Origin of the sequence: Ruegeria arenilitoris (assembly GCF_013035315.1) — a bacterium.
Taxonomy (GTDB): Bacteria; Pseudomonadota; Alphaproteobacteria; order Rhodobacterales; family Rhodobacteraceae; genus Ruegeria; species Ruegeria arenilitoris_D.
Map to the genome: position 1 here is coordinate 30,368 of NZ_WQHP01000010.1, position 13,513 is coordinate 43,880.

12 protein-coding genes are annotated in these 13,513 nt (G+C 60.6%); 3 read left to right on the plus strand and 9 right to left on the minus strand.

Annotated elements, in window-relative coordinates; translation table 11 throughout:
• Both GOV53_RS18250 and GOV53_RS18255 read right to left on the minus strand, forming a co-directional pair.
• Complete coding sequence (locus GOV53_RS18250; protein WP_170469100.1) at positions 1 to 1,047, minus strand: MBL fold metallo-hydrolase; 1,047 nt, start codon at positions 1,045 to 1,047, stop codon at positions 1 to 3.
• Entirely contained in the window at positions 1,047 to 2,750 is a 1,704-nt protein-coding gene (locus GOV53_RS18255) for an acyl-CoA dehydrogenase (protein WP_170469103.1), read from the minus strand. The genes GOV53_RS18250 and GOV53_RS18255 overlap by 1 nt, the downstream gene beginning before the upstream one ends.
• Positions 2,751 to 2,903: 153 nt before the next feature.
• On the opposite strand from GOV53_RS18255, the gene GOV53_RS18260 reads away from it, so the two are divergent.
• On the plus strand, positions 2,904 to 3,830 hold the full coding sequence (locus GOV53_RS18260; protein WP_437436802.1) for an L-threonylcarbamoyladenylate synthase: 927 nt from the start codon (positions 2,904 to 2,906) through the stop codon (positions 3,828 to 3,830).
• Here GOV53_RS18260 and GOV53_RS18265 read toward each other — a convergent pair whose 3' ends face one another.
• Positions 3,831 to 4,385, minus strand: a complete 555-nt coding sequence (locus GOV53_RS18265; protein WP_170426969.1) for a YqgE/AlgH family protein — start codon at positions 4,383 to 4,385, stop codon at positions 3,831 to 3,833. It lies immediately after the preceding gene.
• Between the two features lie 145 nt (positions 4,386 to 4,530).
• Here GOV53_RS18265 and GOV53_RS18270 point away from each other — a divergent pair, with 145 nt between their 5' ends.
• The gene (locus tag GOV53_RS18270) at positions 4,531 to 5,337 is read left to right on the plus strand and encodes a protein-disulfide reductase DsbD domain-containing protein (protein ID WP_170469109.1); all 807 of its coding nucleotides are present in this window, start codon (positions 4,531 to 4,533) and stop codon (positions 5,335 to 5,337) included.
• Between the two features lie 13 nt (positions 5,338 to 5,350).
• Positions 5,351 to 5,770 (plus strand): NUDIX hydrolase, encoded by a 420-nt coding sequence (locus GOV53_RS18275; RefSeq protein WP_170469112.1) that lies wholly within the window; start codon positions 5,351 to 5,353, stop codon positions 5,768 to 5,770.
• Here the strand turns inward: GOV53_RS18275 and GOV53_RS18280 are convergent.
• The 6 genes from GOV53_RS18280 to GOV53_RS18305 all read right to left on the minus strand — a co-directional run bounded on the left by GOV53_RS18280 (position 5,767) and on the right by GOV53_RS18305 (position 13,261).
• Positions 5,767 to 9,165, minus strand: a complete 3,399-nt coding sequence (locus GOV53_RS18280) for an efflux RND transporter permease subunit (RefSeq protein WP_170469116.1) — start codon at positions 9,163 to 9,165, stop codon at positions 5,767 to 5,769. The two genes, GOV53_RS18275 and GOV53_RS18280, sit on opposite strands and share 4 nt — an antisense overlap.
• A gap of 5 nt (positions 9,166 to 9,170) precedes the next feature.
• Positions 9,171 to 10,625: an efflux RND transporter periplasmic adaptor subunit gene (locus GOV53_RS18285; protein WP_170426965.1), complete on the minus strand. Its 1,455-nt coding sequence runs from the start codon at positions 10,623 to 10,625 to the stop codon at positions 9,171 to 9,173.
• A 106-nt stretch (positions 10,626 to 10,731) separates the two neighbouring features.
• A complete protein-coding gene (gene moaB / locus GOV53_RS18290; protein WP_170469118.1) occupies positions 10,732 to 11,274 on the minus strand; it encodes a molybdenum cofactor biosynthesis protein B in 543 nt (180 codons plus the stop codon).
• Positions 11,275 to 11,280: 6 nt separating this feature from the next.
• Positions 11,281 to 11,901, minus strand: coding sequence for a LysE family translocator (locus tag GOV53_RS18295; protein ID WP_170469121.1), 621 nt, complete (start codon positions 11,899 to 11,901; stop codon positions 11,281 to 11,283).
• Entirely contained in the window at positions 11,898 to 12,497 is a 600-nt protein-coding gene (locus GOV53_RS18300; RefSeq protein WP_170469125.1) for a metallophosphoesterase family protein, read from the minus strand. Before GOV53_RS18300 ends, GOV53_RS18295 begins: the two co-directional genes overlap by 4 nt.
• Positions 12,494 to 13,261: a uracil-DNA glycosylase gene (locus GOV53_RS18305; protein WP_170469333.1), complete on the minus strand. Its 768-nt coding sequence runs from the start codon at positions 13,259 to 13,261 to the stop codon at positions 12,494 to 12,496. Before GOV53_RS18305 ends, GOV53_RS18300 begins: the two co-directional genes overlap by 4 nt.
• Between the last annotated feature and the right edge of the window lie 252 nt (positions 13,262 to 13,513).

A 13,513-nucleotide genomic window follows, 5' to 3' on the forward strand; every position in this document is an offset into this window, starting at 1 on the left:
TTACCCTTTGCGCTGAAACTCCCACGCCCCGTCCGCGCGGCTCGTCCGGGTGACGGTTCCAATGTGGTAAAGATGGTTCAGATGTGCAACCGCTTCGACCAGGGCCAGGCCATACTCACCCGAGCCGATCTGACGCTTGAACAAGGGGACAAAGCATTCTGCGGCCGTTTTGGGCGTGTCCAGATAGTCCTGCAACCGATTCAGCGCGCCATGGTGATTGTCGATCAGCTGTTTCATCCGAATGGGTAGTCCTTTGAACGGCAACTTGTGCCCGCCCAGCGCCAGATGATCGGGTTGTGCCAGGCCCATCAGCCTTTCACAGGCCTCAAGCCATTCTGCAACCGGGTCCGCCAGTGGTTCGGTGACATAGACCCCCAGATTGGGGCTGATCGAGCTGAGAATCTGGTCGCCAGTGATCACGAGGTTGTCGTCGCGGCTCCAGAATGTGGCGTGTTCGGGGGCGTGACCGTTACCCATGTGGACGTCCCAGTCGCGCCCGCCCATGCGGATCACGCTGCCTTGCTTGATCCGGGTAAAGCCCAGTGGCATCGGGTAAACCGTATCGCAATAATTGAACGGCCGCTCGGCCATCCGCTTGGCCAGAATGTCGGGTGCCATACCCGCACTGCGGTAATAATCCAGCGTTTCCTGCGGCCAGCTTTCCTGAACATCCAGCTGAAGCATGCGCGAAAACAGCCATGACGTGCGCGAGGTTATCAGCTCGGCGCCATGTTCCGACTGGAACCAGCCCGCGTTGCCCACATGGTCGGGGTGATGGTGCGTCACCACCACGCGCTTGATCGGCTTACCCGACAGCGGACCCGCCATCAGCGCTTCCCAAATACGCCGGGTTTTGTTCGACGACATGCCCGTATCGATGACGGTCCAGCCGTCACCATCATCCAGCGCATAGATATTGACGTGGTCCAGTGCCATGGGCAGCGGCAGCCGCATCCACAGAACGCCGTCGGCGACTTCGATCGCCTCGCCTTCCGCCGGAGGTTCGGGCCAAGGATATCTGATCGCCAAAGGAGTATCGCCGTCCATTACGTCAAAAACTCCTCAGCACTCAGAGCAAACACATCATCCGCCCCGGTTTGGGCCTGACCCAGCAAGCCTGAAAACTCGGGCAACAGCGCGTTGATATAAAACCGCGCCAGTTTGAACTGTGGGCCGTCAGGCTGCGCCAAAGCAGCTTTCAGATGGTAGTGTGCGCCAAGAACACGCGCAAAAGCACGCAGATATGGCACAGCGCCAGCAAAGCGGGCATTCAGGTCTGACTGTGCGACCATCCATTCAGTCGTTTCACGCAGGCTTTCTGTCGCCTCCCAAACGGGACCGGCCAGTTCGGGCATGGTCGCACGGGCCTGCTCGGCATGATCCTCGATCTCGTCCAGCAGGCGTGAGGCCGCATCGCCACCATCCATCATCTTGCGCGCGACGAGGTCCATGGCCTGAATGCCGTTTGTACCCTCGTAAATCGCGGTGACGCGGACATCGCGATAGTATTGCGCCGCACCGGTCTCTTCGATGAAGCCCATGCCCCCATGCACCTGCACACCGGTTTCAGATACGCGCATGCCAGTCTCGGTTCCAAAAGCTTTGCTGATCGGTGTCAGCAGAGCGGCACGGGCGATCCACTCGGGGTCGCCGGTGGCGTTGCCCATGTCGATTGCCGCGGCGTTGGCCAGCATGATAGCGCGCGCGGCGAATGTATCAGCGCGCATGCTCATCAGCATCCGGCGCACGTCCGCATGGTCAATGATCGTACCCGACGGCGTCTTGCCCTGCTTGCGTTCCAGCGCATAGGCCAGCGCGTGCTGATATGCACCTTCGGCACAGCCAACGCCCTGACCGCCGACACCCAGACGCGCGTTGTTCATCATGGTGAACATCGCGGCCATTCCTCCGTGCTCCCGACCAATCAGCCACCCCTTGGCACCGTCATACTGCATGACACAGGTGGGAGAGCCGTGCAGGCCCATCTTATGCTCGATCGAAACGACTTTCAGATCATTGGCAATACCGGGGTTTCCCGCCTCATCCGGCAGGAACTTCGGAACCAGGAACAGGGATATCCCTTTGGTTCCGGGAACACTGTCGGGCAAGCGCGCCAGAACCAGATGGCAGATATTCTCTGCAAAATCATTGTCGCCCCACGAGATATAAATCTTCTGCCCCGTGATCGCGTAGGTACCATCCCCGTTGGGCACGGCTTTGGACGTCAACGCGCCAACATCCGATCCGGCCTGCGGTTCGGTCAGGTTCATGGTCCCCGACCATTCCCCCGCCATCATCTTGGGCAGATAGAGCGCTTTGATCTCGTCGCTGGCGTGGTGTTCCAGCGCTTCGACCTGGCCCTGTGTCATCAGGGGGGCAACCTGTAGCGACAGGCAGGCCGCCGACATCATCTCGTTAACGGCCGTGGTCAGGGTCATCGGCAGACCCATACCACCAAACTCAGGGTCGCCGCTCATACCGATCCAGCCGCCATCGGCGATTGCCTTCCAACCGTCCGCGAATCCGGGCGAGGTCCGCATCACGCCGTTTTCCAACCGCGCAGGTTCAAGATCGCCGGGACGTTGCAGCGGGGCCAGGACCTCTTCGCAGAGCTTGCCAGCTTCGGTCAGGATTGCCCCAACCACATCTTCGCTGGCGGAAGAAAACTTCTCGGTTGCCGCGATTTCGTCAAAGCCGACCGCGTGACGGAACAGGAATTCATAATCAGAGATTGGCGCGCGATATGGCATATCTTCCCTCGGGGCTGTCTGATTGCGTTTTGCGACGGGCTTGGAATTTCTGAAGCCCACCTTTATGCATCTGGGTTCAACCGATTACGTATCGGGCCACATGCTATACGCAATCAGAACGCGGCGTCACCACCCATGATCCCCAACGGCACAATGAATTTATCCGCAGATCCGGCCGGAATCGCTCAGGCCGCAGACCTGTTGCGGCAAGGGCTGTTGGTGGCCATCCCGACCGAGACAGTCTACGGCCTTGGCGGCGATGCCCGCAATGGCGAGGCCGTCGCCAGCATCTATGCCGCCAAGGGGCGGCCCAGCTTCAACCCTCTGATCGCGCATGTGGCCTCGGTCGAAGCGGCGCAACGGTTTGTCACATGGTCCGATCAGGCACAGGCGTTGGCCGATGCGTTCTGGCCCGGTCCATTGACCCTTGTTCTGCCCTTGCGGCACGGTCACGGCATTTCCTCACTGGTCACTGCAGGGCTTGAAACCCTGGCGGTGCGCGTTCCCGCCCATCCCGCCGCGCGCGCGGTGCTGACTGCGTTTGACGGGCCGGTCGCTGCGCCTTCGGCCAATCCGTCGGGGCAAATCAGCCCCACGACGGCTGCTCATGTGCTGGCAGGCCTGAACGGGCGCATCGCAGCGGTATTGGACGATGGGCCCTGCGGGGTCGGTCTGGAAAGCACGATTGTGGGCCTTGCCGATGAACCTGCCTTGTTGCGCCCCGGCGGCATTGCGCTGGAGCAAATCGAAGCCGTTCTGAACACGCAACTACATCTCCATCAGCCCGGCGACGCGCTGAATGCGCCGGGCCAGCTACAATCCCACTACGCACCGGATGCCCCCGTTCGCCTGAATGCCAGCAGCGCTCAGGGGGACGAGATCTTGTTGGGGTTTGGACCGGTGGACTGCGACCTGAACTTGTCAGCTTCGGGTGATCTGACTGAGGCGGCAGCGACCTTGTTCGCTGCGCTGCACAAGCTGAACGAAACCGGCAGGCCCATCGCCGTCACGCCGATTCCGGATCACGGGTTGGGTGCAGCGATCAATGACCGCCTGCGCCGGGCCGCTGCCCCACGCTAGTTAAGCGCGCCCGGATTCGGCCGATAGGATCAGAGGGTCAACGCCAAGGGTGGCCAGCGCACCCTCCCACTTTTCGTCATCGGGCACATCGAACACCAGATTCGAGGACGCCTCGGTCGTCAGCCAGCCATTCATGCCGATCTCATCCTCAAGCTGCCCCGGACCCCAGCCCGAATAGCCCAGCACCAGAGTTGAGTTCAAAGGCCCGCGACCCGAGGCCAGATCTTCGAGAATATCCAGCGTCGCGGTCATGCTGAAATCTTCGTCGATATGCATGGAATGCAGGTTGGCCTCATAATCCGAACTATGCAGGACAAATCCGCGCGACATCTCAACCGGACCGCCAAAATGAACCAACCGTTCCCCGACAACAGGGATTCGGCACGGGATATTGAGCTGCCCCAACAGGGTTTTGAGCCGCAGATCCGACGGTTTGTTGATGATCAGGCCCATCGCGCCTTCTTCGCCATGGCTGCAAAGGTACACCACCGAATGATCAAAGCGCGGATCGCCCATGCCAGGCATCGCAATCAACAGTTTTCCGGTCAGATCCATAGGCCGACATCTCTTGGTAGGTCTGTGGCAACAATGACCCTTGGTCACCCGGAATAGCAAGGGATCAGCGCATATTTCCGCAGATTTCATCCCCATGACCGGAACGTGACTTGGAATCCTTGCGATGACCGCGCATTTATAGGTTATGAATGTGAAAATCACAGTTTCGGCTATCGCTCTGGCTTTTGGCTTGTCCCTGCCCGCAACGGCGCAGGTCAATGGACCCGTGGCCGAGCTGGATATTCTGGACGGCGGACGGACCGCGCAAGGGACCTATCTGGGCGCCGTACGCGTGACGCTGCAGGACGGGTGGAAGACCTATTGGCGCGCACCGGGCGACGCGGGCATTCCGCCGGAATTCGACTGGAACCAGTCAAACAATGTCGGCAACGTGTCGATTACCTGGCCCGCCCCGGATGTATTTGACCAGAATGGGCTGCAATCGATCGGATATGAAAACCAACTGGTTCTGCCAGTCGAAATCACGCCGAAGAACCCTTCCAAGCCCGTAAAGCTGAAGGGAACCATGGATCTGGGTGTCTGCAAGGATGTCTGCATCCCCGAACAGCTGGATTTCAATCACACACTGGATGCCGAGGCCGGGCGCAATCCGGCTATTGCCGCAGCGCTGGCCCAGCGGCCCTTCTCGGCACAAGAGGCGAGCGTGTCGCAGGCCAGCTGTCGCCTATCGCCCACTTCAGATGGAATGAAGATCGAAGCGCGGGTCACCATGCCCTCGGCCGGTGGGCGTGAGGTCGCCGTGATCGAGCCAGGAAATCCTGCCCTTTGGGCCTCGCAAACTCAGACCACGCGGACGGGCAACACATTGGTTGCGACGTCTGAGGTGATCAACGCTGCGGGCGGGCCCTTTGCGCTGGACCGGTCCGAGATTCGGATCACCGTTCTGGGGGCCAATCACGCGGTGGACATCAAAGGGTGCAGCGCAGGCTGAGCCCGATGAGATCATGACCCAATCTCCGAAAATCGGCGCCTTGGCGGTTGTCCTGCACCAGGATCAGGTATTGCTTGTGCAACGCAGCAAGCAACCGGACGCAGGCCTGTGGGGGTTCCCCGGCGGTCACGTAGAATGGGGCGAAACCGTCCTGCAGGCCGCACAGCGGGAGCTGCTGGAGGAAACTGCGGTCATCGCCGAGCCGCTCCACTATCTGGACAACCTCGACCTGCTGCGCCGGGATGAAAGTGGCGAAACTCTGGTGCACTATCTGCTGGTTGGCGTCGCTTGCCGATACCAATCCGGCACGCCGGTCGCGGGAGATGATGCGTTAGACGCGCGTTGGTTCCCGTTAGATCAGATCCGTCAAGGCAATCTGCCGATGAGCAACCGCGTCATTGACTTGCTGGAAACCGCCCTGCGTCGCGGCTAAGTCAATGACCCTCTGAGCCGAGTGTAGACAAGCCCCGAAACCGTGACGCTGAGCACCAGTATCACGGCAGCCCCGGCAAGAAATGCACCGAGGCCCATCTGCAAAATGGCCGGACCGTCCGCGGCGGCGTACAGGCCAGACAGCGCCCCGATAGGCGCGTCATAGACCGCAGGCCAGACCATTGTCAGCGCGAACCAGACAAACATGGCAAGCCCCGTGCAGGCCAAGGCCCCCTGCACCACGCGATCCGGCGCGCGGGCAGCACGGCGCATCGCTGTCATTGGGCGGGACAGATCGTTCAGAATGGCCAGAAGCGCAGGTACCAGAAGCAGAACCAGCAGCATCCCGAAGCCCAGCCCATAGACCAGGGTAATCACCGTGGGTTTGAGGAACTGAGCTTGCTGTGATCCCTCATACAGCAATGGGGTCAATCCCAGCACCGTAGTTAGAGTCGTCAGCATAACAGGCCGCAATCGATCCGCCGTACCTTCGACGATGGACGGCAAAAGACCTCGTTCCCTTTGGTATTCGTCGATGGTCGTCACCAGAACGATCGAGTCGTTGATGATGATCCCCGTCATCCCCAGCAGGCCGACAACCGTGAACATGCTGAGCGGCACATCCCATAGGTAATGCCCCCAAATCGCGCCCACCAAACCAAACGGAATAATCGCCATCACCACCAAAGGCCGCGACCAACTGGCAAAGACCCAGGCCAACACGAGATAGATACCGGTCAGGCACAATATCAGGCCCGTACGCGCCTCTGACAGGAATTCGTCCTCTTGCTCGCTCAGGCCGGCCATGCGCCATTCGACCTGCCGTTCCGAGGCGATCTTGGGCAGGATTTCCTCGCCCATGGCCCGCGCGATCTCTGCCGCGCGTGCCGGGTCGTCTTCCGAAATATCGCCATTCACGGAAATCACCCGCAGACCGTTTTCGCGCCGGACAGTCGAGAAACCGGATTTCCGCTCGACCGACACGATATCCGCCAGAGGCACATAAACACCGTCTGGCGTGCGCATCAGCGTGCGCTCCAGGAAGTCGGCTGTCAGCTCGCCCTCGGGCAGCTCAACCCTGATCTCGGCGCTGCGCGGACCGTCGGGGAAGGTCGCCGCCTCGATCCCGTTCAACCGATCACGCAACACCCGGCCCAGCGTTTCGATGCGGAAGCCCAGAGCCTCTCCCTGCGCTGTCAGGTCGAGGATGTACTCTTCCTTGTCATAGGCCAGATTGTCTTCCAGCGCCGAAACCTCGGGGTATTTTGACAATTCGGTCTGCAAGTCTTCGGATGCTGACTTGAGCGTATTCACATCCGCGCCGTAGAACTGGACGTCGATGGCATCGCCGCCCGGACCGGACCGCCAACCGCGGAAACTGAGCAGCTCGACCTTGGGATGACGCGGGACGAAATCCTGCAATTCACCCACAAACTCGAAACTGGAATAGGGTCGCAGGTCGGCATCGATCAGCTCAATCGAAATTCCGCCCAGAAGGTCATTGTCCTTACCATCCGCAGCGGACAGCCCAAAACCCGCGCTTCCACCAACTTCGGCCAGAACATAGTCGATTGGGTTCCGGCCATGGCGCTCTTCGTAGATTTGACCCAGCTCTTCGGTCGCACGCTGCAGTTCGTGCATCATAGCTAGCGTATCGGCCCGCGTGGCCCCTTCGACCATGATGAAATTGCCGGTGACCGAGCCACGTTCCGGAGCGTTAAAGAACCGCCAATTCACGTCGCCTCGGATGAACAATGCCAACTGACTGGCCAGGATCACCACCATCAGCGCCACGACCACGTAGCGCGCCCAGACGACCCAGGCGATCAGCGGGCGGAACAGATGATCGCGCACCCAACGGAACCCGCGATTGACCACGCGGTTGGGCATATCATACCAGTGTTCCTTGGCCGAATGCGCGATGGCATGAGCCATGTGGTTGGGCAGGATCAGAAACACCTCGATCAGGGAGGCGATCAGAACCGCGATCACGGTGAAAGGGATGTCACGGATCAGCTCTCCAAAGCGGCCCCCGATGGCGGTCAGACCAAAAAAGGCAATCACCGTTGTCAGGGTCGCGGCAAAAACCGGCATCGCCATGCGCCGCGCGGCGCGCTCGGCGGCTACCACCGGAGCCTCACCCAGACGGCGCGCGCGAAAGTCGGCATGTTCGCCCACAACGATGGCGTCATCTACGACAATGCCGAGCGTGATGATCAGCCCGAACAGCGAAACCATGTTTATCGACAGCCCGCCGATATACATGAAGGCAATCGCCGCCGACATGGCGACCGGAATCCCCGCGGCAACCCAGAAGGCGATGCGCGCGTTCAGGAACAAAAACAGCAAGCAGACCACAAGGCCCAGCCCGACCAAGCCATTATCGACCAGAATATCCAGACGGTCTGTAATGGCTTGTGCGCGGGTGCGGATCAGCTCGACCGTGACGCCTTCGGGCAGGCTGGCCTGCATCTCGCGCACGACGTCTTCGACCGTGTGTTGAATTTCAATCGCATCGCCAAGGTTCGAGCGATCAATCCGCACCGACATCGCAGGGTTTTCACCGACAAAATAGCTGCGGTCGCGGTTGACCCCTTCGACCCGGATCTGCGCCACATCGCCGACCAGCAGTTTGGAACCGTCAGTAAAGTTGCGCAGGGCGATGCCCTCAATTTCCTCGGGGGTGCGCTTTTCCGTGCCCGTGCGAATGCGAGCATTCGCCCCGGTCACATCGCCCGCCGGGTTGGCGTTCACCTCGGCCGCGACAGCTGATGCGACTTCGGACAGTGTGATGTCATTGGCAATCAGCTGGGCGGTGGGGACTTCGACCACGACACGCGGCGCAGCAAGGCCCCGGATCGTTGTCCGCGTCACCCCGACGGCGAACAGACGGTTGATCAGTTCATCCGTGAATTTGGCCAATTGATCCGGGTCGACAGGCCCTGTGACCACCACATCAGTCACACGATCCCGCCATGCCCCGCGGCGGATTGTAGGCTCTTCCGAGTCGTCTGGAAGACTTGTGACACTGTCGACCGCAGTACGCACTTCTTCGACGGCGCGCGACATGTCCCAATTGGGTTCGAACTCCAGCCGGATACTGGCCCGGCCCTCTCGTGAGGTCGCCTCGGTACTGGCAACCCCCTCAACGGCCAGCAAAGCAGGCTCCAGGACCTGAACGATGCCGTTGTCGACATCTTCAGGACCGGCCCCGTCCCAATCCACATTCACGTCTACGCGTTCTAGGATAACATCGGGAAAGAACTGAGCCCGCATGTTCGGAATCGCCGCCGCACCTAGAACCAACATCACAAGAAGCAGCAGGTTGGCGACCGTCCGGTGCCGCGTGAAGTAGCTGAGGATGCCGCCCGCCGCGTCGGGGATCTCGCGCATCATGGCGCTTAACCCCCTGCCCGGTTTTCAAGCCGCTGCACCAGCGAGGCGGGTACCTTGGCCTCGCTCAACTGCCCCAACACACGGTCCTTAACCGACTGCGGCATGCGAGTGCTGGCCTCGACCTGAGCCACCAACCGGGCACGTTGTTCCTCAGACAACTCGACCATATCAGGCGCGGCCCCTGCGTTTTCATCAACGCGCAAGGGTCGTACACGAACACCTGCGCCCAACAGAGGCGTACGACCGATCACCACCTCGCGCCCGGCCAGCCCATCGCCGCGTAGCAGAACCTCATCCCCCTGGCGGCGGATCAACTGCACTGGCAGTGCCTCGAGCCGATCATTTTCGTCCAACACCAGAACCGTTCCAACAGCGTCCAGAACGGACGACGGCAGCCGCACCACGTTATCCAGCGGTTGTTCCTGTACCGTAACGGTTACGAAATCGCCCGGCTTGAACCCCGAGGCGTCGTCCATTCGAGCATAGATCAAGCGTCCGGTCTGGCCTTCACCCGCCGAGCCGCTGTCACGGCTGATACGGCCCTGTGCCGTCAGATCGGTTCCCGTAACCTCGAGCGAAACGGTGACCGGTGCGTCGATCAGATCGCCATTGGCATCCAGCAACCGAACGTATTGTGCGGTCGAGACACGAAAAGCGACCTCAAGCGCGGTAGGGTCAACAAGCTCGGCCAGCTTTTCATTTGCGGACACCAGCCGCCCTTCGACCAGTGTCACATCGGTCAGCGTCCCGCCAAATCGGGCGCGAATGGTCATGTCGTCAAGATCACGTTCCGCGGCTTCCAGTGCGATGCGGGCCCGGGCCAGCAACGTGGTCGCCTGATCCACGCGGGACTCGGCCTGAGCCAACGCAATCCGACGCGCCAGAACTGCCTGCTGCGCAGCGGCCTTGGCCAGTTCAGCCTCTTCCACTGCGGCTGCAGCCCCAACACCACGGGTTTGCAAGTCTTGCTGGCGCTGCAACGCACGCCCACGCAGTTCCGCCTGCGCCTCGGCCGCGTTCAACTCGTCCTGCGCCAACAGCAAAGACCGTTCTGCGTCCCGCTCTTCGAATTGCGCATCCAGCAAGTCCGACTTGGCGCGATCCAAGGCAGATTGGGCATCGGCAGGGTCAAGCTCGACCAAAACCTCGCCCGCGGTGACTGCGCCGCCATCTTCGAAATCCTCGGACAGACCAACAACACGCCCACCTAAAGCGGCCCGTAGCTCCAACCTGCGGCGGCTTTGCACCTCGCCGAAGGCTTCAAGGTTTGGGGTAACTGTTTCAAATTCCGCTGGCCGAACGGTCACGGCAAAGACACGCTCGCGGGCCTGTGGGGCAGAGTCTTCGCGCGTCAGAACGTCCTGCACCGCGCCCGAGATCATCTGCGCGGCCACAAACAACAGCGCCAACGTCAGCGACGTCAGAAAGACCCCAACAAGGCTTTGCCTCAGAAATCGCATGTAAAATTCACCCCGGTTGCATCAGGCTGCCATACACAAAAGGTAGCCGGACAGCAGAAAATGCCAAGCCACAAAGCGGTTACGAACGTTTAAACGTGCGACCAGTCTACTTCCGTCGCAAATGTTCGTCCAATCGGGGCATTATTTCCACAAAGTTGCAGGGGCGGTGGCGATAGTCGAGTTGTTTCTCCAGAATCTCGTCCCATGCATCCTTGCAGGCCCCCGGACTTCCGGGCAGCGCGAACAGATACGTACCACCCGCGACACCACCTGTCGCGCGGGATTGGACCGCCGAAGTGCCGATCTTTTGCATCGAAACGATCGTGAAAACGGTGCCGAAGGCGTCGATTTCCTTCTCATACACATCCCGATGCGCCTCGACCGTCACGTCGCGGCCTGTCAGACCGGTGCCGCCGGTCGAGATCACGACGTCAATTTCGGGATCGCCGACCCACAGGCGCAGTTGCGCCGCGATTTCACCGCGTTCGTCTTGGATGATCTTTCGGTCAACCAAGACATGGCCCGCGCGCTCGATCCGTTCGACCAGTGTCTGCCCCGAGCGATCATCTTCGATAGACCGCGTGTCCGAAACAGTCAGAACAGCGATCCGGACCGGAATGAACTCTAGGCTTTCGTCAATGCGTGACATTTTGCGTCAGGCCCTTTCCATAATCGCTAGGCGGATGGCGAGGGCTGTAAAAATCCCTCCGGTCACCCAACCCATGATGCGTGAGGCACGCGGGTTCGAGATCAGCACTTTGCCTGCGCCACCGGCAAAAATGCCAACCAGCCCGTTCACCACAAAACCGCCGACCGCAATAATCGCGCCAAACGTCAGGAACTGCACAAGGATCGAGCCCGCGGCCGGATTCACGAATTGTGGGATAAAGGCCAGTACGAACAGTATCACCTTGGGGTTGGTCAGATTCACGATCAACCCATCCCGAAACGCGAACCGCGTGGGTCTAGGTGGTGCATCCGCCGAGACGGCACCATTTCGTATGGCTCCCCACGCCAGGTACAGCAGATACCCGACGCCTACCCAACGGATAACATCGAACAGCCACGGCAGGCTGTTCACCGCAGCGCCCAAGCCAAGACCGGCCAGTAGAACATGCACCAACAACCCGGTCGCAACACCCGCGCTGGCCACGAGCGCCGGTCTGGGGCCTGACTTCAGACCCTGACCAAAGCAGAACATCATGTCAGCGCCGGGCGTGAAATTCAGCGCCAAGGCTGCCGGGATGAAGGCCAGCAGCGTAACCGTGTCAATCATGTGGTGACCTCGAACCAATTTACTTTGGGGCCCAGGTTGGCGACCTGTGTTACGCCAATCGTGCCGCGAAACCCCCAGCTGTCATGAATGTGGCCGCACAGGGCGTATTGCGGCTGCAACCGCTCGATCGCATCCCGTACGGCAACTGAACCGACCGCGTCGCCCATTGATGTCGTATCGCCGTAACCCTTTGGCGGAGAATGGGCGATCAGGATATCCGCACCTTCGCATCTGTCCAAAAGCTCGGCCGCTTCGGGCTCGGTCAGGTCGCAGGACCAGTCGCCGAATGGCGTCACCGGAACACCGTAGCCAAGGCCGAACAAACGCAGTCCGTCCACCGTCATGCCAGTCCCATGCAAAACGTGCACACCTTCGGGTGCGGCGTCCGTCAGTTCACCGGCGCTTTCGGCATTGCCCGGAACCAGAACCAGCGGAGCGTTGATGCCCGACAGCATCGCCATCGCCTCATCCAAACCCTGCCGCATGTTGCAATAGTCCCCGGCTCCGATGACCAGATCCGCCTTGTCGCTGGCCGCCACCACATCGGCCGCGCGGTTGCGCGCCATGTGCAGGTCCGAGAACGCCAAGATTTTCACGCCTTCCCCTCCAGCCTGGCTTTCAGCTCTAGCAAATCAGCCCAGGCCTGCCGTTTCATCTGTGGCTGGCGCAGCAGGTAGGCCGGGTGGAACATCGGGATAACAGGCAGGTCCATCGCCTGATCCCACTGACCGCGCAGCCGCGTGATGCCGCGTTTGCCCAGGACCGCCTGACAGCTGATGTTGCCCATCACCACCAGGACCTCGGGTTTGGCAAGCGCTATATGCCGTTCAAGAAACGGCTTCATCATGCCTATCTCTTCGGGCTTGGGATCGCGATTCTGGGGCGGCCGCCATGGCAGGACATTGGTGATATACACGTTCTCGGCCCGGTTCAGGTCAATCGCTGCCAGCATTCGGTCCAGCAATTGACCGGCGCGTCCCACAAAAGGCTTACCCTCGCGATCCTCATCGCGGCCCGGTGCTTCTCCGATAATCATCACGCGGGCACCCGGCGTGCCGTCGGCAAAAACCAACTGCCGCGCGCCGCGCTTGAGCTCGCAATGGTCAAACGCACCCATGGCAGCTTGCAATTGATCCAGCGATCCCACGGCCGCAGCCGTGGATTTGGCTACTGCGACGGGATCCACCTTTTTCGGCTTTTCCGGCACAGCCTGAGCCTGCGTGGGCTTTTTGGCTTTCGGTGCGGTATCAGGCAGCGCATAGCGGTCCACCGGCACATCCCCGATCGCATCCGTTGCGCCCAGTTCGCTCTGCCATTCCAGCAGCGCCCGCGCGGTATGATAGTCCAAAGCCGATTCCATAACCCTCAATCTAACCACCTTTTGACCGAGGGAAAGCAGATAGGCCTTGATCGGACGGTCCGTCGCGCCGACCATTGGCCTGTTCATGTTGTGTGTTTTGCGATTCCTTTTATTCAGTTTGCTGCTGACCGTGCTCAGCGGCCCGGCCTCTGCGCAGTTTCCGGACAGATATGGCCAATGCCGCGCCGGGCAATTCAAATGCGGCAGCAGTTGCTGTTCTGGCGGCCAAAGGTGCAGCTTTGACGGCCGCTG

Coding starts and splice junctions, on each gene's coding strand:
- GOV53_RS18250 (WP_170469100.1), bottom strand. CDS start 1,047: ATGGACGGCGATACTCCTTTGGCGATCAGATATCCTTGGCCCGAACCT.
- GOV53_RS18255 (WP_170469103.1), bottom strand. CDS start 2,750: ATGCCATATCGCGCGCCAATCTCTGATTATGAATTCCTGTTCCGTCAC.
- GOV53_RS18260 (WP_437436802.1), top strand. CDS start 2,904: ATGAATTTATCCGCAGATCCGGCCGGAATCGCTCAGGCCGCAGACCTG.
- GOV53_RS18265 (WP_170426969.1), bottom strand. CDS start 4,385: ATGGATCTGACCGGAAAACTGTTGATTGCGATGCCTGGCATGGGCGAT.
- GOV53_RS18270 (WP_170469109.1), top strand. CDS start 4,531: ATGAATGTGAAAATCACAGTTTCGGCTATCGCTCTGGCTTTTGGCTTG.
- GOV53_RS18275 (WP_170469112.1), top strand. CDS start 5,351: ATGACCCAATCTCCGAAAATCGGCGCCTTGGCGGTTGTCCTGCACCAG.
- GOV53_RS18280 (WP_170469116.1), bottom strand. CDS start 9,165: ATGATGCGCGAGATCCCCGACGCGGCGGGCGGCATCCTCAGCTACTTC.
- GOV53_RS18285 (WP_170426965.1), bottom strand. CDS start 10,625: ATGCGATTTCTGAGGCAAAGCCTTGTTGGGGTCTTTCTGACGTCGCTG.
- moaB (WP_170469118.1), bottom strand. CDS start 11,274: ATGTCACGCATTGACGAAAGCCTAGAGTTCATTCCGGTCCGGATCGCT.
- GOV53_RS18295 (WP_170469121.1), bottom strand. CDS start 11,901: ATGATTGACACGGTTACGCTGCTGGCCTTCATCCCGGCAGCCTTGGCG.
- GOV53_RS18305 (WP_170469333.1), bottom strand. CDS start 13,261: ATGGAATCGGCTTTGGACTATCATACCGCGCGGGCGCTGCTGGAATGG.